Origin of the sequence: Marinobacter flavimaris, from assembly GCF_045057155.1 — a bacterium.
In the GTDB taxonomy this organism is placed as follows: Bacteria; Pseudomonadota; Gammaproteobacteria; order Pseudomonadales; family Oleiphilaceae; genus Marinobacter; species Marinobacter manganoxydans.
This window is the reverse complement of the sequence record NZ_CP171359.1, coordinates 2,873,782-2,894,181: the sequence shown is the minus strand read 5'-3', so window position 1 is coordinate 2,894,181 and position 20,400 is coordinate 2,873,782. Positions and strand designations below refer to the sequence as shown.

The following is a 20,400-nucleotide window of genomic DNA, read 5'->3' as shown; positions in this document are numbered from 1 at the left end:
ACCCGGAATCCACAGATCAAGAGGAAGGCCATGGCCAACGAACAGACCCCGGCCCGTAATGGGGCCGAGTTGTTTATCCGGGCGCTGGAAAACGAAGGCGTTGAATACATTTTCGCGGTGCCCGGTGAGGAGAATCTAGCCTTCCTTGAGGCTTTGAGGACCTCCAGTATTCAGCTGGTCCTCAACCGCCATGAACAGGCTGCCGGGTTCATGGCCGCCACCTACGGCCGCCTGACGGGGCGCGTGGGAGTCTGCCTTTCCACGCTCGGGCCCGGCGCCACCAACTTCGTGACTGCCGCCGCCTACGCCCAGCTGGGCGGTATGCCCATGATGATGATCTCGGGCCAGAAACCCATCAAGTCCTCCAAGCAGGGGCTATTCCAGATTCTGGATGTGGTGGACCTGATGCGTCCGCTCACCAAGTACACCCGGCAAATCAGCAATGCCAACACCATCCCCGCCAAGGTTCGGGAAGCTTTCCGCCTGGCCTCTGAAGAGCGCCCGGGTGCCGTGCATCTGGAGCTGCCGGAGGACATCGCCGATGAGGCGCCCGAATCCGATACCCATATCTTCAAACCCAGTGACGCCCGGCGGCCCTCGGCCAGCCCGAAAAGCCTGGAAATGGCGTGCGAAATGCTGCGCGAGGCCCGGCATCCGCTGATCATGATCGGCGCCGGCGCCAACCGGAAACGGGTTTCCCAGGCGTTGCTGCATCTCGTGAATGTCACCGGCATCCCGTTCTTCACCACCCAGATGGGCAAGGGCGTGGTGGATGAGCGACATCCGCGCTACCTGGGCAACGCTGCCCTGTCGGCCGGGGACTTCGTTCACTGTGCAATCGACCGCGCCGACCTGGTGATCAACGTGGGCCATGATGTGGTGGAAAAGCCACCTTTCTTCATGACCCCCGGCGGCAAGAAGGTCATTCATGTGAACTTCAGTGCGGCCGACGTGGACCCGGTGTACTTCCCCCAGCACGAGGTTGTCGGGGATATCGCCAACAGCGTGGAATACATGGCCGAGAACTGTGGCCAGTGCGCCAACCATGATTTCACCCGCCTGATGGAGGTGAAGGAGGCGGTGGATGCGCACCTGCAGGAACGAGCTGAAGACGATCGTTTCCCGGTGATCCCCCAACGCATTGTTCATGATGTGCGCCAGGTAATGCCCGATGACGGCATCATCACGCTCGACAACGGCATGTACAAACTCTGGTTTGCCCGCAATTACCGCGCCTACGACAACAATACGGTACTGCTCGACAACGCCCTGGCCTCCATGGGCGCCGGCTTGCCCAGCGGCATGATGGCCTCCATGCTGTATCCGGATCTGAAAGTGATGGCGATCTGTGGCGATGGTGGCTTCATGATGAACAGCCAGGAGCTGGAAACGGCGGTTCGACTGAACCTGAATCTGGTGGTCCTGATTATCAATGACAGTGCCTACGGCATGATCAAGTGGAAGCAGGGCCAGGAAGGCTACAGCGATTTCGGCCTGGATTATCGCAACCCGGATTTTGTCACCTATGCCCAATCCTATGGCGCCAAGGGTCACCGCGTGACCCGCACAGAGGACCTTCGGCCAACCCTGGAAGGTGCCCTGGCTGAAGGCGGTGTTCATGTGGTGGACGTGCCCGTGGATTACAGTGAAAACCGACGGGTGTTTGATGAGGAGCTGGCGGAACTGACCTGCAAACTCTGAGGGGTGTATTATGCGTCCATGGATGATGAACCCGAGGTAGCACTGCAATGATCCGTTCCTTTTTTCGCGGCCTGGTGGCCATCGCGACACTGACGTTGCTCGCCGGTTGCAGCAACCCCGAGACACCCCAGGAAGTGGCGGCGGCCTTCTGGCAGGCCATGGCCGAGAACGACGCCGGTGATGTGATGGAATACTCCACCCTGGCAGAAGCCACCGCGTTCGACGGTTACAAGCGTAGCTGGACCGACGCTGTGCCATCCTTCGGCCGGGTCGTCATTGAAGATCGCGAAGCCACTATCGTGACCCGCCTGCCGGCCGAAGCCGGAACCGAAGGTGAGCGGCTGGAGCTGGTCACCTATCTCGTACGGTTCCAGGATCAGTGGCTGGTGGATTACGACCGTACTGGCGAGGCCATCCTTAATCCTTCCCCGTTCAGCAGCATCATGGGCGAGCTCAGCCGGCTCGGTGACGAGCTCAGCGCCCGTTTCTCATCGTCTTCGGATGACTTTGAGCAGCAGATGGAGCAGCTGGCGCGGGATCTGGAAGCCTACTCCGAGGAAATCGGCCGCGAGGCAGAGGGCGCCATGGAGGCGTTCGGCAAGAAGTTGCAGGAAGCCATGCGGGAGCTTGAGCGCTCGGTGGAAGACGCCCTGAAAGACAGTGAGCCGACACCGGAAGAGGACCGGGTGATTCTGGAGCAGGCTGCCCGGGATCTGGATCGCCAGGCCGATGAGCTGAACGAGCCCACCATGGAATCGATCGCCAGTGCCAGCCGCACCGTGGCCGAAACCGGCGAACGCTTCACGCGCCTGAGTGAGGAAACGCTGAATCGTTACCGGGAGGAGTGGCAGCAGAGGCTGGCTGAGATGCGCGCTGACGCGGACGAATTTATCGAGCAGCTCAGACTTTAGCGGGCTTGCTCGGCGCCTCGCAGCATGGCCTGAAGCAGCTCCTCGGCATCGAATTTCGTCAGCGCTTCGTTGGCGCCCACCTGATTGGCATAGCTTAGGCTCATCTCACTGTTCAGTGACGTATGCAGGATGATGTAAGGCTGCTTCAGCGCTGAATTGTCCCGCACATTGAACGCCAGTTCGTACCCATCGAGCCCCGGCATCTCGATATCGCTGACCAGAATGTCCGTGGGCCGGCCCAGTTCATGGTCGCGCAGCAGAATCTGCAGCGCGTCATCACCATTCGACGTCACCTGGTAGGGGATGTCCTTGCTGTCCAGCACGTCCGAGAGTTGCTTACGGGCCACCTGGGAATCGTCGACCATCAGAATGTTCAGGGACTTGAGCGTCTCACTCTGCACATCCGTGAGAACCACCTCCTGGGTGTCCAGGGATTCCGGGTACACCTTCGCCAACAGCAATTCCACATCCAGCAGCTGGATGATATCGCCCTCCACGTCCAGCAGCCCTGTGATAAACGCCTTGCTGCCCAGGGCTTTGGGTGGCGGCATCACCAATTTCCAGTCAGTCTCGATGATCTGTTGCACGCTGCGCACCAGAAAACCGATCTCCTGGCGCTGGATATCCGTGACAATAATCGAGGCTTTTTCCCGTTCTTCCTGCGTCAGCGGCGGATAGCCGACCGCGGCAGCCATATCGATCACCGGAACGGCGGAACCCCGGAAGGTGGCCGTGCCGATGACGGCGTGATGGCTGTGGGGCAGTTTCGTCAGCCGCATGAAAGGCAGGATTTCCCGGATCTTCAGGGTTCCGATCCCGAACAGACGCTCGCCGGAAAGCCGGAACAGCAGAAGTTTCTGGGTCTGCTTCGCTTTGCTGGACATACAACCGGGTCCTTTCAAACGCAAAAGCCCCTGCCGCAGGAGCTTTTCAAGAATTGGATTCAGCAGGCTGTCTGGCGGGCGGACGCTGCCAAGCCAATAAGCCTGAGGTATGTAGCAATAGTAGCAGCTTTACCGTGAATCGGGATTCAGAAGGATTGTTTCAAATGGTGACAGAAACACTCCGCGCGAGGCCTTGTGTTGCCATACCAGTGTGCCCTCAGAACGCCATGTCCTTGCCGTCCCAGGCCTTGAAGCAGCCGGTTTCGGCGAGGGTGAGGCTATCAATCTGCCGCCTGAGGCCATCAACCGATTGTTCAACCGATACCTCGGCGTCGCTGCCGCCCATGTCCGTGGCCACCCAGCCCGGGTGGTAGATGCCCACGGCTATGCCCTGCTCACGCAGGTCCACGGCCAGATTTCGCCCGAGATTGAGCGCCGCCGCTTTTGAGGCACGATATATGTACCGGCCGCCACCGGCAGAAGCCTGGGATCCAAGCTTGCTGGATATGATGGCGATTTTCGGGGTGCCGACCCCGGCCAATGCCAGTCTGAGATTGGGTAGCAGCGCCTGTATGGTGAGGAATACGCCGGTCACATTGACCTGGAAGTGCTCCGCCCAGAGTTCTGGCGGATAGCCGCCTTCCAGCTGTTCATGGCGATCAAGCAGAATGCCGGCGTTACAGACCAGGGTTGAGATCGGTTGATTTTCGAGGCGCTCGCCCAGCGCGGTCACGCTGGCGGGGTCGGCGACATCCAGCACCTCCATGCCCGGTTCGCTGCGGGCCGTGCCGATGACATGCTCGCCCGCCTCTCTCCATTCATCGGCCAGGCCCTTGCCGATGCCGCGATTGGCGCCCGTGATAAGAATGGTCATGTTTGTATTCCTTGTGGCTGAGGCTCAACAGTAGCACAGGTCTCTGGCGATCCCTGCCGGAGGTGCTGCCTACCAGGGGAGGTTATTCAGGATGAACCAGGCGGTGCCGCCGGTCGCCAGGATTGCCACCAGGGCAAGCAGACCGTCCCGCGCCACGATGGCGAGGCCGAACGCCATCAGGGCGATTCCGGCACCGTTGGCGCTGAATGGAATCACTTCCATCAGTGGCATGGCAGCCGCTACGGCCATGCAAATGATGGCGATAACGTATTGCCCCGGCCCGCGAACCAGCCAGAGCAGCCTTTGTTTTGTCCATCGATCCACAAATCGGGCGGGCTTGTTCATCCAGTCCAGCCCCCTGGCAAGCTTTTCTCTTTCGATGTTCCGGCGCGCCAGCTTTGAGGGAATCCATATCGAGTGGCGCTGGAAAATCAGTTGCCCCAGGGTGAGTAGCACCATCAGACCAAGCAGCGTCGGTACTCCCGGAATATCACCTATCAGCGGGGCCAGGGTGATTACGCCGGCGATCAGAACCATCGGCCCGAAGGAACGTTCACCAACAGCTGCCAGTACATCGCCCACAGACACCTGAACCTGTCCCCCGGTGTTTGCGCGAAGGCGTTCCAGAAGTTCTGTCAGACTGGCCGGATCGTCTGGCTGGTTCATGGTGGTGCTCGTGGTCTCCTATTGAACAGGTTTTGCAGACACTACCTTGATTGGGCAACGAGTGCATGAACACAAGATGACAGGGAGTTAGCCCGGGCGTTGCCGCTCAGAATATTGAGTGCCTGACTAATTAGTCTATATTAATTAGACCTCCCCTCCTCGGCGGCATCAAAGATGTATCCAGGCCAGAGCAACGGGTTGCCGTTCTCAAAGTTGTTGCACCCGCATTTTTTGACGCCCGCACGGCGCAGATCTGCTTTGGTGCTCGCGTTCATTCTCTGTTTTTCCGCCCCAAGCTATGGGGACTGCGACATCTCACTGCGCTGGGACGATGATCCGCCCTATTTCATGGTTCAGGAGGGTAAGTTGGTCGGCATTGATGCCGACCTGGTCCGTGAGGCCATTGGGCGCCTGAATTGCGGGCTTTCCTTTCAGAAGATGCCATGGGCCAGGGCGCTTCGGGAGTTGCGTGATGGGCATGTGGATATGCTCTCCGGCGCCTACCGGACTCCGGAGCGAGAGGAGTATGCCCATTACTCCGACGTGGTCGGTCTGGTATCACCCAATATCCTGTTTATACGGCGATCTGACGAGTCAAGGTTCGAGCTGAATGGCTTGCGGCAGCTGCTGGAATCGGGTTTCAGGCTTGGTGCCCAGATTCATGTGTCCTACAGCGAGGAATACAGCGCCCTCATCCAGAATCCCGACTACGACAAAAACATCGAGTACCTCTCCCGCAGGGAGCCGCTATGGCTCATGCTGGCCCGGGATCGGGTCGATGGTGTGGTGGCGAGTGAGTTAACCGGGCTCTAAGAGATTCAGGAACTGGGGCTGACCGGAACGGTTATTCCCAGCTCCCTGGTCGTGTCCAATAAGCCCGCGTACTTTGTTTTTTCCAAAGCCACGGTTACAGCCGGATTTGTGGCAGATTTTGATCGCGCGCTGCAGTCGATGCTGGATGATGGCACCTTCACGGCTATCGTAAATCGGTACGTTTGCGTGGATGCAGGCGCTGGGCTGTCAGAAACTGAAGATGACCCAGAGGCTTGTTCTTTGGCAGGTCTTTCGGGGGTAGCAGATCTGGCAAAAGCGAATGAAAAAAGCCGGAGTGTTGCTCCGGCTTTTTCGTCTTCAGGATTGGGTCATCACTCGCCAGTTTCAGTGGCGCCGACACCACCCTGGTAGTTGGCAGGAATGAATTCATAGCCCTGGTCTGCGCTTTTCAGGTGCCCCAGGCCGGGAAAAGACAGGTGGGCAGAGCCTACCCAGTACCCGGTTTCCTGGGCGTCGGCAAAGGCCTGTGCACGAGACTCCACTGCCTGTTCACTGTTCACATCGAACTGGATGGCAATGTCCGGCTGCGGGAACTGAACCGCTGCCACGTGAATCAGGTCGCCCCAAAGCATCAGCGTGTTGTCCCCGCTTTCCACCTTGTAAAGGCTGTGGCCCGGGGTGTGCCCGCTGGCGGACACTGCAGAGATACCCGGCACCAGCTCCCGGTCTTTGTCGAATGGCTTGAACTGGCCGGACTCGACATACGGGTTCAAAGAGGCCATCGCGCCCTTGAAAAAGCCCTTCGAACCTTCGTCAGCGGCCTTCAGGTTGTCTTCGTTCAGCCAGAAATTCTGGTCCTCCACGCTGGCGCGAACAATGGCATGCGGGAACACAATCTCACCGTCAGATACCAAACCGCCAACATGGTCCGGATGCATGTGCGTGATGTAGATTTCATCGACATCTGCCGGCTCGTAACCGGACGCTTTCAGGTGCTCAACGAGTTTTCCGAGTGTCGGCCCGAACAGACTGCCGGCACCGGTGTCGACCAGTACCAGATGGTTGCCGGTGTTGATCAGATAGCCGTTAACTGACGTGTCGAGCGGGGCAGAGAGGAAGTTATCCGCCAGGGTGTTATGCACGTGTTCTTCGGTGGTGTTCAGCAACAGTTTGTCCACCGGCAGCTTGACGGTGCCATCGGACAGGGCGGTGATTTCGAAGTTGCCGAGCATGGTGCGGTAATAGCCCGGAGCCTGCTCTTTTACCATCGGGGCCTCCGCCTGGGCGGCGGCCGCAAACAGAACACCGGCTGTCAGGCCGGTAATGCGAGTCAGCATGGTAGGCATACGTAATCCCTCTTCCGTCTTGTAAACAGAATGAATGTTTGGGTGTGGCGGTAATCTTCGTTGAGGGAACCAGTTTAGACCACTCTGGCCGGGCACAAAAAAAGGCCTCGTTGTGTGACGAGGCTTTTTGGTTGTTTGGTGGAGACGGCGGGAATTGAACCCGATGCCGCGCGCTCTTGAGGCAACACAGTAAACCACTGTTCCTGTCAAATCAGACATTTGGGATAATAGCCATTCACTGTAAGCCACATCAGACCACTAAGCCGTGGACACTTTGTTGACACCTTCGGTAAGCTTCCTATCGGTGTTTCAATGGAGTGAACGATGTCCTGGTTCAAAATCTTTTCTGCTGTCGTTGTCGGCAATATCGTCTCTTGGGCAATAATCGGCATAATTGGGTTTTTCCTTTCGTTCGTAATTATGGAAGCGACCATGGAGGAAATCTTTGGTGGTCGCCCTACGTTCAGTGTTCCTTCAAGTTCTTCTCAACAACCTTCGATCGGCTCGAACGTTGACTTGGCCGAGCAGGCGAGAGAGGAACAGCTACGTCTTCAACAAAACCGGCGACAGCAAGCTGAGGAGCGCACAGACCCGAGCGTTATTCGTACCAACAGGCAAATGTGTGAATTCTGGACTGAGGAGTTCAAGAAAGATGGATCTGAACAAAGCCGGAAGTACCGTGACGCAGCCTGTTCTAGGTAACGCGCCAGTCTCAACTGACTTAACGTCTTTATTGGCCGTTGTTTAGCCGTGCCTAAAAAGCCTTTTCCTGGCTTTTTGTGTTGTTAGAACCTGCCCATAAAATGATCATACGTATTGTTTTCCTAACTCTGCTTCTATACTATCGGCGGTCCAATTTGCGCTGCTGAAAGGGATGAGCGAATGCCGATTGAGCTTAGAAAGGTTTCGAAAGATGTTGTTGCGGAGCTTCAGCATCAGTGGCTTGAGCCCCTTTCTAAATTGCCAGATGTTCCCGACGCCCCTTATGAAATGGCTGTCGCTTGGGCTGAAAAGTCAGCCGAAAGTCCCTCTGGCACAGATGTTCATTGTATTTATGATCGCGAGAAGGAAGAGGCTCTTGCGATAGCGACTTTTAAGCCAGTATTCCCCAATAACCCGGATGGGTGGCTTAAAGTGATGAACATTGGTCTTTCTCCGTGGTTTGATCTTCGTCAGCCTGAAACGGAGGAGTCTAATCGTTTTACGCGCGGTAAAATCTTGGGTCAGATCGCTTCATCCCTCGTTATTGGCGGTCTGGAACTTGCTACTTCTGTTGGCGTCAAAAAGGTTAAGATTTACGCGAGTAACGAAATTACACTTGAATTTTTTGAGCTTGTGGTCTCAACTATGGACACAGAGCTCTATAAACTTTCCGAGCTAAGTGTTGATACTCACGGAAATTGGCTCGTATTTACTGTAGGTTGATTTGATTAAGGTAGAGTTCCCTTAAGGAGAGGAAGCTATGCAAAACCAAAATCCTGCGTTTTTTAAGTATAAGGAAGAGCTTAGAAAAGATATCGCAGACTCTGTTGCTAAAGCGTTTGTTCAGATGGGAGAGAAAGGCAAGCATATTGATTGGAGCCTCTCTAACTCTCGCGCCTCTCGCAAAGATCGAAAAGCAGCTTAAAACAAGCTGCACTTTAGAAAAAACCCGGCTAGTGCCGGGTTTTTTGTTTGTTAGAGGTTGCTATCGAAACTAGGAGTCTGCGCGGCAGAAGCTACATTCTGGCACAATAGATCAAAATTCTTCAGCAACAGGATGACTGATGGGAACCACTTTCCGCCCGTATTCGCCTGGCCAGGAACTGCTTCTTCCCCCGAGCCTGAACGAGTGGCTGCCTGAGGGGCATCTGGCCTATTTTGTCAGTGATGTCGTCGAGGAGCTGGATTTAAGCGCGTTTTATGCCCGCTACGAAGGCAACGGCCGACGCAACTCGCCCTTCGATCCACGAATGATGCTGAAGGTTCTGATCTACGCCTACGCCACCGGCGTTTTCTCTTCACGCAAGATCGCCCGGAAGCTGGAAGAAGACGTGGCCTTCCGGGTTCTGGCGGCAGGCAACTTCCCCAGGCATCGCACGATCTGTGATTTCCGCAAACACCATTTGGTTGCCTTCAAGGCCGTGTTTATTCAGGTGGTCCGGATTGCCCGGGAAGCGGAGCTGATCACGCTGGGAACACTGGCGATTGATGGCACCAAGGTTCGGGCTAATGCCAGCAAGCACAAGGCCATGAGCTATGGCCGCATGGGCGAGGAAGACGATCGTTTATCGAAAGAGATCGATGCACTTTGTCGTCAGGCGCGTCAGACAGACCAGTCGGAAGACCGACAGTTCGGCCCGGATAACCGGGGTGATGAACTGCCTGAAGAGCTTCAGTACCGGCAGGCGCGGCTGGACAAGATTCGTGCCGCCAAAGAGAAATTGGAAGCAGACCAGAAAGAGCGGGACAAGGCCCGGGGTCGGTCCCCGGACGATGATCGGCGCTCACCTCGCGGGGGCCCGAACTTCAAGCGGGATTATGGGGTTCCGGATGACAAGGATCAGAGCAATTTTACCGATCCGCAAAGCCGGATTATGAAAACGGCGGACGGGTTCCAGCAATGCTACAACGGCCAGTTGGCCGTGGATGGTGAATTCCAGCTGATTGTCGCCAACCACCTGGGCAATAATCCCAGTGACAATGGCTGTCTGATACCACTGCTGGATCAGGCAAAAGACACTCTGGAAACCTATCCGGATCAGTGTCTGGCTGACGCGGGTTACCGTAAAGAAGAAGATCTACAGACCCTGGAAGACAAAAGCATCGACGGCTATGTCTCGCTGCGCCGGGAGGGCAAGAAGAGTTCAGAGATAGACGCGAGCCGTTATCCGGCCAGCGCCCGGATGGCCGGGAAGCTGGCCACGGCAACCGGGCGATCGGTTTACGCTCAGCGCAAGCATCTGGTTGAGGCGGTCAACGGCTGGATCAAGCATGTTCTGGGCTTCCGACAGTTCAGTCTGCGGGGCCTTCACGCCGTGCAGGGTGAATGGGATCTGGTCTGTCTGTCGCTTAATCTCAGGCGGATGAGTTCACTGATGAGGCTGAAATAGAGGGTCCGAGGGATCCTTGGGCGTACTGAGTGATCGGACTACGATAACGCATTCGCTGATAACCGTCTTGACTGACTGAATAGAGAGAATCGAGACTCTATTCGGCTGGATATTGTGGATACGTTCTCGGGCCGAACTGTGATTCGACGCGGCGGGGTCACTTGCTCAAAATACTTCTGCCGCGCAGACCCCTAGCTCTCTTTTCATATTCTTCTAGGGTTGTTCTACAACTGCCCGAAACCGCCACCACATACTACGACGGCCAGCTCTTTTTCACACACGAATGGGAAGGAGTGTGGCAGAGTGCAAAACAGTGGGCGAGCAAAAGCAAATCATTCTGATCGCAACCCCCGTCATGACTCAGAACCGCTACGCCCAGCTTACGGGCTCAACGGAAGGGCAGGTCAGGGGCCAGATTGAAAAAGGACATTTGCCTTCACTCAAGTTTGGCCGGGTGCGCATGATCAACATCGCCGCGCTCTCTCAGCAGGCCCTGGACCAGGAGGACTGGCAATGACTCCGGACGTTCGCAACCAGAAGAAAACAATCATGCGCCTGCGCTTTCAGCAGGCCTGTGAAGTCCATGAAGCGGGCGATTACGAGCTTGCCGCCCTGCGATCAGCCAGATCCACCAGATGGTGTCTTCCTACATGGGCGTCGATTCCGACCTCTACTGATCCGGCCTCAATCTCACCATCAGCTGGGCCGAATTCTTCCTCCAGGATGACACTCGCGACTTCAACGCGTGGGCTGTAGGGCAGGCCTGCACTGCACTGAGGGCTGCAGCAAGAAAACGCTGAATAATCACCTGGGCTACCTCAATGCGGTCTATAACCAGCTGAACCGGCTGAACGAAATTGAATTCGACAACCCGATCAGGAACGTCGAGATGATCCGCCTGGATGAAAGGGAGCTATCCTGGCTTACGATCGAGGAGATCCGTCACCTCCTCAAAACCATCGAGGAGTATAGCCAGAATCCGCACGTTCATCTTTTAACCAGGATCTGTCTGGCAACAGGTGCTAGGTGGGGAGAGGCTGAGAATTTGCAGCTGCGTCACATCCAGGAAGGAAAGCTTACGTTCGTGAACACAAAGAGCGGAAAGTCGAGGTCAGTGCCTGTCAGTAAAGAGCTGTTCGAGGAAATCCGGAAGCACTTGAAAAATCATGGATACTTCAGCTTTTCTTTGTCGGCGTTCCGTCGAGCGCTCGATAGGACTGATATTAATTTTCCTTCTGGTCAAGCTGCGCACGTCCTGAGGCACACTTTTGCAAGTCACTTCATTATGAATGGCGGGGATATCTTGTCGCTTCAGAAAATCCTGGGGCAATCTACTATTGCGATGACTATGCGTTACTCGCACCTTTCAGCGGACCACCTTAAGGATGCTATTTCAAAAAGTCCTATGAGTAATTTGGCGAGTTAACTTGAAAAAACCAACTTCTTGCTCTTTAATTACCAGCCACCGGGCGGCCACCCGGTGGCTAAGTAACTCCTTACATAGTTGCTTTAGTTCGGGGTAGAACGGTAATGCTCTGGGATCTTGATCCTTTTACCGTTCTTACCTTTCCTCTCATGTTCGGGAACATGAACCTTTTTCTTACCTTTTTTTGTGGCTGCCATCGTCAGTATCCTCCGTTAGGCTGCTTGTTTCATTCGGCTTTTTAGCCAGGTGACGACGTTATTATCCAGGAAACCGGAGTGCTCATAAGTCACCCTGTTTACCAAGATTCGGTCGTTCGCATCGAGAGCTGGTGAAAGCTTTCGATAAACGTCGTTGGCGGAATCTGACGTGTGAATCAGCCAGGTGGATTTAAGCCCTTTGATCCTGTCGGGATAGCTCCGCGAAATGCGCTCCTCAAGACCGTTATAGCGTTGACCCGGGCTGTTCAGGTCATAGTTCACTGAGAATACTCTCATTAGTCACCTCTCATATCTTGTGTTAACAGTAGATGACCACCGCACTATATAGTGGTGTGGTCAAAAAACACTCTACCAGCATGTGTATTTGTCCGACAATTGAAATAAGCTGTTACAAATCTAAAAGGTGAAAATAAAATTTATGGCACGCCTATTGCTTTAGAGTATTTTCAAAGGTATCTGAGAGTTACAGGATGGACAGTTTGTGGACGTAGCAGGGATGGGGCCGTTTTTCAGGCAAAAAAAAGCCCCTGAAATCAGGGGCTTTCTCTCGGTTGTTTGGTGGAGACGGCGGGAATTGAACCCGCGTCCGCCAGTACTCAGCCTTGAGGTCTACATGTTTAGCGTCTCTCTATTGATTTAAGTTCAAGCGACCCGAGAGCCAGGGTGCAGGAACCGAGTTCTTTAAATCTTAGCCGTTAACCAGTGAACTCTGGGTAACGGAGCATCCCGTAAGCGATGACGTCCTGAGATGTTGCTTCCGGGCTACGGGCGACCCGGTCAGGACGACTAGCAGCTTACGCTGCTAGTGCGTAGTTTTCGTCGTTTGCGACTATTGCGTTGCAGCTTTGGATTAACGAGATTGGCTGCCATCTCGACATGCACTCAAGGGTTCGCCACCGGCGTCGAAGCCATGTCGTCCCCTTACCTTCAGTATATGTGTCCGGTTTGCCGGACTTCAAGGTTTCTTTGTTGCAGTTTTGTGCTTTCGGGGCTGTAGATGTACCTAGAACCCTAGCTGGCCTTGCGCTCAATGGCGTCATGTCGGCCTGCCAGGGCCTCGTGGCTCAGGGCCTCGAAGCTTTCCCGGAAGTAGCCCATCACGGCGTCCGGATCCGCGTGAATCGCCTTGTCCACGGTGATGCCGAATTGCACGGTGCCGGCATAACTGAGAATACTCATGCCGATACCGATGCTGCCGCTCTGGGGAACCCAGAACATGGGCTGGGTCAGCTTGCTGCCCGCCAGATACAGGGGCTCTTTCGGGCCGGGCACGTTGGTCAGTACCGCCGAGGCCTTGTTGCTGAGCAGATCCAGGGCCCTTCGTTCGATAACATCGGGGCCGCGCCCGAAGATATCAAGCAGGCTGTAGGTAACCTGGGCCTGATAGGACTGTTTGAGCCGGTTCATGTTCTCCTGCACCTGGCGGAAGCACACGAGCGGGTCCCTCACTTCCACCGGCAGGGTAACCAGTACGAGCCCGAACTTGTTGCCGAGGGTTTCGATGGGCTGATCAAGAGGCCGCAGATTGAACGGTACGGCAACCCGAATGCCGCACTCGGGGATGGTTTCTTTGTGGGCGGCAAAATGTCTCTGCAAGGCGCCTGTAACGGTGCAAAGGAGGGCATCGTTGATGGTGCCCCCCAGAGCCTTGGCACAGGCCTTTACCTCGGCAAGGTCGAGGGGATCGGCCCAGGCCACTTGCTTGCGCCCGGATAACGGCTCTTTCAGTCCGGTTTTGGGTTCGCCGGGCGCCAGGCCCAGTTTCAGGAGGTCAAGGGCGACACCGCTGGCGGTGGTGGCCAGTTTTAACGGGTAGTTGGGCTCCTCACGGACGGACTGGATAAACAGTCTGGCCTGGTTGGTGGCTGTCTGCGCGCTATCCACGGCACGGTGCAGAAAGTTCTGGATGGCCGATTTCCTGCCGGGTTTGGAGCGACGCTTGCGGGCCACTTTGCCCAGCCGGGGTTCCGGCGTTTTGTCGGTCAGTGACAGCATCACACGAACCAGCGAGATGCCATCGGCGATGCAGTGGTGAATGCGGATGAGTAGCGCGCCGCCGTCCCCGTAATTGTCGATGTAGTGCATTTGCCAGAGCGGTTGCCGGAAATCCAGCGACGTGCTGTTCATGTCACTGACCAGCTTCTGGAGCTCTGCCTTATCGGCCTTGCCCGGCAGGGCGATGCGGTGCAGATGGTTGTCCAGGTCGAACAGGGGATCGTCCTGCCAGTACGCCCGGTCGCCAGTGTCGATCACCCGTTGCCGGAACCGGTTGAAGCAGAGAAACCGCTCCTCGAGCGTGTGCCTGAGGCGGTTCATCGATACGGGGCGTTCCAGTGTCCATACCCCGCAGATCATCATGGGGTTCTGGGGCGAGTCCATGCGTAGCCATGCGCGGTCTACGGCGGACATTGGTATCTGTTTGGGTGACATAAGCGGCTCCCTTTGCCATGCACCAGAGTTCCCGAGTATAGGCCCGATGGAATTCTGAACAAAGAGAGTGAGTATGCGACATACCCGTTCACGCCGGCCATGACCGGCGTCAGGTATTTGTTAATTGGTGGCGGGCAGGATCAAACGTTGGTTTCGCGCAGGATGCGTTGCTTCTGGCGGTTCCAGTCGCGTTCTTTCTCGGTGGCGCGCTTGTCGAACAGCTTCTTGCCTTTTACCAGGGCGATTTCGCATTTGACCTTGTTGTTTTTCCAGTACAACGCCAGCGGAATGCAGGTGTAGCCGGCCTGGTTGACCTTGCCCACGATCTTGGCAATTTCCTTGGCGTGCAGCAGCAGCTTGCGGGTGCGCGTGGGGTCTGCGATCACGTGGGTGGACGCCGCAATCAACGGGGTAATGTGAGAGCCGAGCAACCAGGCTTCGCCGTCCTTGAGCAGCACATAGGCGTCCACCAGCTGGGCCTTGCCCGCACGCAGGGACTTCACTTCCCAGCCCAGCAGGGAGAGACCCGCTTCAAAGCGTTCCTCAATGTGATACTCGTGCTTCGCCTTTTTGTTCAGCGCAATGGTATTGCTCGGCGTTCCGGGTTTTTTCTTGCTCATGAATCAATGAATCCGGGGTCGGACGAATGAACGGGCCGGCGTTGCTGCAGCCGGAAAAAGGCGCATTGTAGCCCAACAGTGGCGGACCGGTCACGAATTCGGCGTTGTGGCGGTGTCTGGTTCGTGCGCGACGGGATCCTTCAGCTACAATACTGGCCCAGACTTTCTCCCCGACCTGTTGAGTGGCCTCAGGGACGCGAATGCCTACGCCGTATCAGACACATATCGGGTCCTTTACCCGAAAATCAACCTTCTTCTGGGCCGCGGTGGGCGCTACCGTGGGTCTTGCCAACCTGTGGCAGTTCCCTTATCTGGCCAGTCTGCATGGTGGTGGCCTGTTCATCCTGCTTTACCTCGCCTGTCTGCTGCTGGTGACCCTGCCACTGATGGTGACGGAAGCGGCTGTTGGCCGGTATTCCCGGCACGGCATTGTATTGGCCATGGACGGGTTGATTCGCAGTGCCAGGCAGTCCCGGGCCTGGATGGCGGTTGGCCGGCTCAGCATACTGGCCGCCTTTCTGGTTCTCTCGTTTACGGCAGTCTTCGGATCCATTGCTCTGGCTTACGTGTTCTTCGGCGCACTTGGCCGTTTCTCCGGCGCCGGTGAGGCAGAGGCAACCGGGATTCTGGCGGGGCTGGTGTCCGACCCCAGGCAGTACCGGGTATTCATGGGCTGGCATATCTTCTTTCTGCTACTGGTGCTCTGGGTCTCGGCGCAAGGCGTAGTGAGGGGGCTGGAAAGGGCCCTGAGAGTGGTTGTGCCGGGCGCCCTGGTGCTGATGCTCGTGCTGTTCGCCCTGGCTGCCTGGCATGGTCGGATCGACGGGGCCATCAACCATATTCTGGCCATGCATCCCGAGGACCTTTCCTGGGAAAGCCTGAAAGCCGCATTGTTTCATGCCTTTTTTACGCTCGGGCTCGGTATGGGTGTCTGGGCGATACTGGGCTCGTACACCACGCCTCAAACCCGTCTGAAGCGTTCGATTCTGGCCGTGGTGCTGATGGATACCCTGGTGGCAATTCTGGCTGGCCTGATGATCTTCGCGATCGCAACAGACGGCAACAGCTTTGACGGTGAACGGGGCTTCAGCCTGCTCTTTGTTTCCATGCCGGTCACGCTGGCCCAGTTGCCCGCGAGCCAGTTCGTGATCGCCGCTGTTTTTCTGCTAGTGGTGCTGATTGTCTGGACCACATCCCTGAATCTGCTGGAGCCCATCGTGGGCTGGTTTCGTGAGTGGACCGGGGCGCCCAGGGCACTGTCGGTGCTGCTGATTGGTCTGTCGGTGTGGCTGGCCGGGCTCGCGTCTCTGCTGTCGTTTAATGTCTGGGCCGAGGAGCGGATGGGCGGCGCCACCATGTTCCGCTGGCTGGAGCTGATCACCGGTGGCCTGCTGATTCCGCTCGTTGCCATCTTGATTGCGCTGTTTACCGGCTGGTGCCTGACCCGACACCTTTCGGGTACCATGCTCGGCGCAACGCCAAAACTGTTCGCCGGCATCTGGTTCTGGGTGATGCGCCTGGTGCTGCCCCTCGTGGTTGCCTGGATAGGGATCCAGTACACGGCCTTTTCACTGGCTAACCTGTGCAGCAACGGCAATGTTGCAGCCTGGTGCGATCAGCCTGCTGCCATGGTCTCGGAAGACGGGGAAGTGCCAGCGAGAGATCGGCCTTTTGCCGCTACGCCGGCCGAGCCGGAGGAGAAAGCCGCCGAGGCCGAGAAGACAGCGCCCGCGTCAGACCAGAAGCCGCCGGGGGTGGAGGAAAGTCGTGGTAAGTCAGGCGAAAAAGCCCCAAAACAGGACGATATCCTTTATGATAGCGTGTGATTGAGGCTGTCTTCCTCTCCAGAAGTCTGCAACCTTTTCACAGCGTGTTTGCAAGCAGGACAACCGGTTCCAATGCCCCATCAGATTGATAAAACAGCTTTGGTTATGCACTCCGCCGAGCGCATGTTTCACCTGGTGAATGACATCGCCCGTTACCCGGAGTTTCTCCCCTGGTGCGCTGGCGCGGAGATTCATGAGCGCCAGCCCGAGCAGGTGACAGCGTCGCTAGAAATCGCCAAGGGTGGGGTGCGGCACACGCTCACAACCCGGAATCAGTTGCTGATGCCTGAGGCGATCGAGATGAACCTGGTGGATGGCCCTTTTCGCAACCTGACTGGTCGCTGGCATTTCAAATCCCTGGATGAGAACGCCTGCAAGGTGATCCTGACCCTGGAGTTCGAGTTCTCCGGATCGCTTTCAAGGATGACCTTCGGGCCGGTATTCAGTCAGGCGGCCAATACGATGGTGGATGCCTTTTGCCGGCGCGCTGATGAGCTCTACCGGAAGGAGGGTGCATGATTCAGGTGGAAGTGGCCTATGCCCGGCCTGACCGGCAGGAGATTGTGCCGGTGAATGTGCCCGAGGGCACGACCGCCCTGGAGGCGGCCAAGCTGTCGGGGATCAGCGATATTTTTCCGGAGATCGATCCGGATACGATTGATATGGGCGTGTTCGGGAAGGTGATCAAGGACCCGGCCGCCCATGAACTGCGTGAAGGTGACCGGGTGGAACTGTATCGCCCGCTGAAGATCGATCCGAAGCAGGCGCGACTGAATCGGGCGAAAAAGAAAGGTCAGGCTCAGTAGGCCGGCGTTTCTTCCAGCAGTTGTGCCTCGTAATAGGCGTACTGGTCGTTCTCGTAGTACACGATAATGCGCTGTTCCTGGATGTCCCCGCCTTCTCTCTGGAAGGTATACACGTAGTATTCGCGGGAGGGGTCAACCGGGTTGAGCATGAGCGGTGTTCCCATCACGGCGTGCACCTGGCTGCGTGGCATGCCCTCGGTCAGCTGCGTCAGCTCCTCATCGGTAACGATGTTTCCCTGCTGGACGTTGATTTTGTAGACGCCCGGGAAAACGCAACCGGATAGAACGAAAGTGAGAATGAGAGCTGTGAGCTTTTGCATCGCCGGGGGAAATCCTCTATCTTGAAATCGCCTGCCAGAGGCAGGTGTGACACGGGTTAACCGTTCAATGGCGGCTTCATCATACCGGAAGCCGTGAGGCACACCAAAGAGTGAATAGTAACATGTCATCCGAAAACGCCGAATTACGAAAAGTCGGTCTGAAAGTGACTCTGCCGCGGGTCAAAATCTTCAACATTCTGGAGACCGCGGAGGAGCATCACCTCAGTGCCGAAGATGTATACAAGAAGCTTCTGGAGCAAGGCGATGACGTGGGGCTGGCAACAGTCTACCGGGTGCTGACGCAGTTTGAAGCAGCAGGGCTGGTACTGCGCCATAATTTTGAGGGCGGCCATGCCGTGTTCGAGATGGCCGGCGACGACCACCACGACCATATGGTGTGCACCCAGACGGGTGAGGTAGTCGAGTTTGTCGACGAGGTCATTGAAGAGCGACAAAAGAAGATTGCCGAAGAGCACGGTTACGAAATCGTCGACCACAGCCTGATTCTGTACGTAAAGCCGATCAAGTCCTGAGCCTGGCTCGGGTCGTTGGCTGAAGGAACGAAAAAAGGGGCGGGTTTATGGCCCGCCCCAACAGCTCTCAGGATCGAGAGGGGTAGTGGATCGTTGCTCGCGGCTCAGTGATGGGTTGCCTGCCCCTTTGAAAACATTTCCCTGGCATGAGCGATCGTATGTTCGGTCATGTCCACGCCTCCCAGCATTCTCGCCACTTCACTGATTCTGCCCTGATCGTCCAGCGTCTCGATTTTCGAGAAGGTGGCATCCTGCTCGGTGAACTTGCTGACAAACAGGTGCTGATGACACTGGGCCGCCACTTGCGGCAGGTGGGTGACGCAGAGCACCTGTCCGTTGCCGCCAAGAGTCCGTAACAGTCGGCCAACCACCTCGGCCGTGCCGCCGCCAATGCCGACATCCACTTCATCGAAGACCAGTGTGGGTGTGGTTGATGTCTGGGCAACCACCACCTGGATGGCAAGGCTGATCCGCGACAGTTCGCCGCCGGAGGCTACTTTGGCCAGTGGCCGCGCAGGTTGCCCCGGGTTGGCGCTGACCAGGAATTCAATCTCTTCCAGTCCGTGGGGTGCCGGCTCCCCACCGTTGCTGCGGTTCAGGTGTGTAATGAACTGCATGTTGGGCATGCTTAACTGGGCGAGCTCCGCTGCGACCCGCTGATCCAGTTCGGCGGCGGCCCTGGCACGGGCCTCTGACAGCTCCGCGGCCAGTTCATCGAAGTGTCCGCGCTGGCTGTCCAGCTCTGCGGCCAGCTGCTCCAGGCTGCCTTCGCCACCGTCCAGCTCGGCCAGCTCCGCACTCAGGCGCTGATGCAGTTCCGGTAATTCTTCCGGTGTGATCCGGTGTTTGCGGGCCATCTGGTAGATGGCGCTCAGCCGTTCTTCCACTTCCGCCAGTCGAGCCGGATCGGCCTCGTAGTCCTCGACGAAATGGCGAAGGTTGTCGCCGGCCTCACTGATCTGGATCTGGGCTTCGTTCAGCATCTGGATCGTGTCTGCCAGTGCGGGAACATCCACCGGAAGCTGCTCCAGCTGCTGTAACGCCTGGCGCACCAGATCCACTGCGCTGGTTTCATCTTCGGTGCAAAGCAGGGCGGCCTGATGGCTGTTGTGCAGAACCGTATCAGCCTGGCTGAGCTGCGCCTGTTCCTGTTCCAGGTTTTCCTGCTCGCCCGCTTCCAGGGCCAGACGATCCAGTTCTTCCACCTGATACCGCAAAAGCTGGAGTTTGGCCTCTGCTTCATCGGCATTCTGCTGGCGTTCGGTCAGCCGCTGGCGGATCTGGTTCCAGGATTTCCAGGCTTCCCGTGTTTCAGCGGCCAGGGTCTCAACGCCGGCGAACTCGTCCACCAGCTTGCGGTGGGTTTCCTTGCGCAAAAGAGACTGGTGCTGATGCTGGCTGTGAATATCCATTAGCACACCGCCCAGTTCCTTGAGGTGGTTCAGGGGGCAGGGTTGGCCATTGATGTAGGCGCGGGAGCGGCCATCCTTGCTGATGACCCGGCGCAGGATGCAATCGTTGTCGTCATCCAGCTCGTGTTCTGCCAACCATTCGGTTGCCTCGGGAATGCCGGATACGTCGAAGGTCGCTGTGATGTCGGCGCGTTTGGCGCCATGCCGGACGGCGCCGGCATCGGCTCTGCCACCCATGGCCAGGCCGAGGGCGTCCAGAACGATGGATTTTCCGGCGCCGGTCTCGCCGGTCAATGCGGTCATGCCCTTGCTGAACTGGAGTTCCACCCGTTCAGCGATGGCGTAATTGGAAACCGTAAGTTGAGTCAGCATGCAGATAACCTCCGCGTTGTTCCTGAAACCGGCAAAACACTGTGGATGTATACAGTGACTGTGAATATATACAGGGTTTTTGTGGTTTGCAAACCTGAGGCAGGTATTTTCTTCAGGATTGCAGGCTTTGGTGGTTGAAACCTGGAGAGCGGGCCCCATATCCGTTCGCAACGACATTTTCCGGCTCGA

Annotated in this window: 22 protein-coding genes and 1 other RNA gene; 13 read left to right on the top strand and 10 right to left on the bottom strand. The window is 56.8% G+C overall.

Features of this window, described 5'->3' with window-relative positions:
- Positions 1 to 30 precede the first annotated feature (30 nt).
- Positions 31 to 1,701, top strand: coding sequence for an acetolactate synthase large subunit (locus ACGK9W_RS13685; RefSeq protein WP_008171088.1), 1,671 nt, complete (start codon positions 31 to 33; stop codon positions 1,699 to 1,701).
- 47 nt (positions 1,702 to 1,748) lie between these two features.
- Positions 1,749 to 2,612, top strand: coding sequence for a hypothetical protein (locus ACGK9W_RS13680; RefSeq protein ID WP_008171090.1), 864 nt, complete (start codon positions 1,749 to 1,751; stop codon positions 2,610 to 2,612).
- Here the strand turns inward: ACGK9W_RS13680 and ACGK9W_RS13675 are convergent.
- The 3 genes from ACGK9W_RS13675 to ACGK9W_RS13665 all read right to left on the bottom strand — a co-directional run bounded on the left by ACGK9W_RS13675 (position 2,609) and on the right by ACGK9W_RS13665 (position 5,036).
- Positions 2,609 to 3,496: a chemotaxis protein gene (locus tag ACGK9W_RS13675; RefSeq protein ID WP_405417175.1), complete on the bottom strand. Its 888-nt coding sequence runs from the start codon at positions 3,494 to 3,496 to the stop codon at positions 2,609 to 2,611. The two genes, ACGK9W_RS13680 and ACGK9W_RS13675, sit on opposite strands and share 4 nt — an antisense overlap.
- Before the next feature lie 217 nt (positions 3,497 to 3,713).
- A complete protein-coding gene (locus tag ACGK9W_RS13670; RefSeq protein WP_008171094.1) occupies positions 3,714 to 4,370 on the bottom strand; it encodes an SDR family oxidoreductase in 657 nt (218 codons plus the stop codon).
- A gap of 69 nt (positions 4,371 to 4,439) precedes the next feature.
- Entirely contained in the window at positions 4,440 to 5,036 is a 597-nt protein-coding gene (locus ACGK9W_RS13665) for an exopolysaccharide biosynthesis protein (RefSeq protein WP_008171095.1), read from the bottom strand.
- A gap of 261 nt (positions 5,037 to 5,297) precedes the next feature.
- Between ACGK9W_RS13665 and ACGK9W_RS13660 the strand changes: the two genes are divergently transcribed.
- Complete coding sequence (locus ACGK9W_RS13660; protein WP_405417174.1) at positions 5,298 to 5,849, top strand: substrate-binding periplasmic protein; 552 nt, start codon at positions 5,298 to 5,300, stop codon at positions 5,847 to 5,849.
- A gap of 332 nt (positions 5,850 to 6,181) precedes the next feature.
- On the opposite strand, the gene ACGK9W_RS13655 is transcribed toward ACGK9W_RS13660, so the two are convergent.
- Positions 6,182 to 7,156 (bottom strand): MBL fold metallo-hydrolase, encoded by a 975-nt coding sequence (locus ACGK9W_RS13655; protein ID WP_405417173.1) that lies wholly within the window; start codon positions 7,154 to 7,156, stop codon positions 6,182 to 6,184.
- Positions 7,157 to 7,480: 324 nt separating this feature from the next.
- Here ACGK9W_RS13655 and ACGK9W_RS13650 point away from each other — a divergent pair, with 324 nt between their 5' ends.
- From ACGK9W_RS13650 to ACGK9W_RS13625, 6 genes are all read left to right on the top strand, one after another.
- Complete coding sequence (locus tag ACGK9W_RS13650) at positions 7,481 to 7,858, top strand: hypothetical protein (protein WP_405417171.1); 378 nt, start codon at positions 7,481 to 7,483, stop codon at positions 7,856 to 7,858.
- Positions 7,859 to 8,038: 180 nt separating this feature from the next.
- A complete protein-coding gene (locus tag ACGK9W_RS13645) occupies positions 8,039 to 8,581 on the top strand; it encodes a hypothetical protein (protein ID WP_405417169.1) in 543 nt (180 codons plus the stop codon).
- 37 nt (positions 8,582 to 8,618) lie between these two features.
- Entirely contained in the window at positions 8,619 to 8,783 is a 165-nt protein-coding gene (locus ACGK9W_RS13640; RefSeq protein WP_405417167.1) for a hypothetical protein, read from the top strand.
- A 139-nt stretch (positions 8,784 to 8,922) separates the two neighbouring features.
- On the top strand, positions 8,923 to 10,248 hold the full coding sequence (locus ACGK9W_RS13635; RefSeq protein WP_053112091.1) for an IS1182 family transposase: 1,326 nt from the start codon (positions 8,923 to 8,925) through the stop codon (positions 10,246 to 10,248).
- Positions 10,249 to 10,543: 295 nt separating this feature from the next.
- Positions 10,544 to 10,765 carry a hypothetical protein gene (locus ACGK9W_RS13630; RefSeq protein WP_405417165.1) on the top strand — a complete coding sequence of 74 codons (222 nt, stop codon included), beginning with the start codon at positions 10,544 to 10,546 and terminating at the stop codon, positions 10,763 to 10,765.
- Positions 10,766 to 10,993: 228 nt separating this feature from the next.
- The gene (locus tag ACGK9W_RS13625) at positions 10,994 to 11,674 is read left to right on the top strand and encodes a tyrosine-type recombinase/integrase (protein ID WP_405417163.1); all 681 of its coding nucleotides are present in this window, start codon (positions 10,994 to 10,996) and stop codon (positions 11,672 to 11,674) included.
- 212 nt (positions 11,675 to 11,886) lie between these two features.
- Here ACGK9W_RS13625 and ACGK9W_RS13620 read toward each other — a convergent pair whose 3' ends face one another.
- The 4 genes from ACGK9W_RS13620 to smpB form a co-directional block, all read right to left on the bottom strand.
- Positions 11,887 to 12,153 (bottom strand): hypothetical protein, encoded by a 267-nt coding sequence (locus ACGK9W_RS13620; protein ID WP_405417161.1) that lies wholly within the window; start codon positions 12,151 to 12,153, stop codon positions 11,887 to 11,889.
- A gap of 295 nt (positions 12,154 to 12,448) precedes the next feature.
- Positions 12,449 to 12,813, bottom strand: a transfer-messenger RNA (tmRNA) gene (gene ssrA / locus ACGK9W_RS13615).
- A gap of 90 nt (positions 12,814 to 12,903) precedes the next feature.
- On the bottom strand, positions 12,904 to 14,322 hold the full coding sequence (locus tag ACGK9W_RS13610; protein WP_405417160.1) for a WS/DGAT/MGAT family O-acyltransferase: 1,419 nt from the start codon (positions 14,320 to 14,322) through the stop codon (positions 12,904 to 12,906).
- 140 nt (positions 14,323 to 14,462) lie between these two features.
- Positions 14,463 to 14,942 carry an SsrA-binding protein SmpB gene (gene smpB, locus ACGK9W_RS13605; protein ID WP_008171507.1) on the bottom strand — a complete coding sequence of 160 codons (480 nt, stop codon included), beginning with the start codon at positions 14,940 to 14,942 and terminating at the stop codon, positions 14,463 to 14,465.
- A gap of 200 nt (positions 14,943 to 15,142) precedes the next feature.
- Here smpB and ACGK9W_RS13600 point away from each other — a divergent pair, with 200 nt between their 5' ends.
- The 3 genes from ACGK9W_RS13600 (at position 15,143) to ACGK9W_RS13590 (ending at position 17,574) form a co-directional block, all read left to right on the top strand.
- A complete protein-coding gene (locus ACGK9W_RS13600) occupies positions 15,143 to 16,768 on the top strand; it encodes a sodium-dependent transporter (RefSeq protein WP_273157114.1) in 1,626 nt (541 codons plus the stop codon).
- A 72-nt stretch (positions 16,769 to 16,840) separates the two neighbouring features.
- Positions 16,841 to 17,287 (top strand): type II toxin-antitoxin system RatA family toxin, encoded by a 447-nt coding sequence (locus ACGK9W_RS13595; RefSeq protein ID WP_008171509.1) that lies wholly within the window; start codon positions 16,841 to 16,843, stop codon positions 17,285 to 17,287.
- Positions 17,284 to 17,574, top strand: coding sequence for an RnfH family protein (locus ACGK9W_RS13590; protein WP_053113045.1), 291 nt, complete (start codon positions 17,284 to 17,286; stop codon positions 17,572 to 17,574). Before ACGK9W_RS13595 ends, ACGK9W_RS13590 begins: the two co-directional genes overlap by 4 nt.
- On the opposite strand, the gene ACGK9W_RS13585 is transcribed toward ACGK9W_RS13590, so the two are convergent.
- Positions 17,568 to 17,894, bottom strand: a complete 327-nt coding sequence (locus tag ACGK9W_RS13585) for an outer membrane protein assembly factor BamE (RefSeq protein ID WP_053113044.1) — start codon at positions 17,892 to 17,894, stop codon at positions 17,568 to 17,570. The two genes, ACGK9W_RS13590 and ACGK9W_RS13585, sit on opposite strands and share 7 nt — an antisense overlap.
- A gap of 122 nt (positions 17,895 to 18,016) precedes the next feature.
- Between ACGK9W_RS13585 and fur the strand changes: the two genes are divergently transcribed.
- On the top strand, positions 18,017 to 18,427 hold the full coding sequence (gene fur, locus ACGK9W_RS13580) for a ferric iron uptake transcriptional regulator (RefSeq protein ID WP_008171512.1): 411 nt from the start codon (positions 18,017 to 18,019) through the stop codon (positions 18,425 to 18,427).
- A 104-nt stretch (positions 18,428 to 18,531) separates the two neighbouring features.
- On the opposite strand, the gene recN is transcribed toward fur, so the two are convergent.
- The gene (gene recN, locus ACGK9W_RS13575) at positions 18,532 to 20,211 is read right to left on the bottom strand and encodes a DNA repair protein RecN (RefSeq protein ID WP_053115472.1); all 1,680 of its coding nucleotides are present in this window, start codon (positions 20,209 to 20,211) and stop codon (positions 18,532 to 18,534) included.
- Positions 20,212 to 20,400: the final 189 nt, after the last annotated feature.

Coding starts and splice junctions, on each gene's coding strand:
- ACGK9W_RS13635 (WP_053112091.1), top strand. CDS start 8,923: ATGGGAACCACTTTCCGCCCGTATTCGCCTGGCCAGGAACTGCTTCTT.
- ACGK9W_RS13595 (WP_008171509.1), top strand. CDS start 16,841: ATGCCCCATCAGATTGATAAAACAGCTTTGGTTATGCACTCCGCCGAG.
- ACGK9W_RS13640 (WP_405417167.1), top strand. CDS start 8,619: ATGCAAAACCAAAATCCTGCGTTTTTTAAGTATAAGGAAGAGCTTAGA.
- fur (WP_008171512.1), top strand. CDS start 18,017: ATGTCATCCGAAAACGCCGAATTACGAAAAGTCGGTCTGAAAGTGACT.
- ACGK9W_RS13585 (WP_053113044.1), bottom strand. CDS start 17,894: ATGCAAAAGCTCACAGCTCTCATTCTCACTTTCGTTCTATCCGGTTGC.
- ACGK9W_RS13590 (WP_053113045.1), top strand. CDS start 17,284: ATGATTCAGGTGGAAGTGGCCTATGCCCGGCCTGACCGGCAGGAGATT.
- ACGK9W_RS13680 (WP_008171090.1), top strand. CDS start 1,749: ATGATCCGTTCCTTTTTTCGCGGCCTGGTGGCCATCGCGACACTGACG.
- recN (WP_053115472.1), bottom strand. CDS start 20,211: ATGCTGACTCAACTTACGGTTTCCAATTACGCCATCGCTGAACGGGTG.
- ACGK9W_RS13685 (WP_008171088.1), top strand. CDS start 31: ATGGCCAACGAACAGACCCCGGCCCGTAATGGGGCCGAGTTGTTTATC.
- ACGK9W_RS13650 (WP_405417171.1), top strand. CDS start 7,481: ATGTCCTGGTTCAAAATCTTTTCTGCTGTCGTTGTCGGCAATATCGTC.
- ACGK9W_RS13665 (WP_008171095.1), bottom strand. CDS start 5,036: ATGAACCAGCCAGACGATCCGGCCAGTCTGACAGAACTTCTGGAACGC.
- ACGK9W_RS13675 (WP_405417175.1), bottom strand. CDS start 3,496: ATGTCCAGCAAAGCGAAGCAGACCCAGAAACTTCTGCTGTTCCGGCTT.
- ACGK9W_RS13645 (WP_405417169.1), top strand. CDS start 8,039: ATGCCGATTGAGCTTAGAAAGGTTTCGAAAGATGTTGTTGCGGAGCTT.
- ACGK9W_RS13655 (WP_405417173.1), bottom strand. CDS start 7,156: ATGCCTACCATGCTGACTCGCATTACCGGCCTGACAGCCGGTGTTCTG.
- ACGK9W_RS13610 (WP_405417160.1), bottom strand. CDS start 14,322: ATGTCACCCAAACAGATACCAATGTCCGCCGTAGACCGCGCATGGCTA.
- ACGK9W_RS13670 (WP_008171094.1), bottom strand. CDS start 4,370: ATGACCATTCTTATCACGGGCGCCAATCGCGGCATCGGCAAGGGCCTG.
- smpB (WP_008171507.1), bottom strand. CDS start 14,942: ATGAGCAAGAAAAAACCCGGAACGCCGAGCAATACCATTGCGCTGAAC.
- ACGK9W_RS13600 (WP_273157114.1), top strand. CDS start 15,143: ATGCCTACGCCGTATCAGACACATATCGGGTCCTTTACCCGAAAATCA.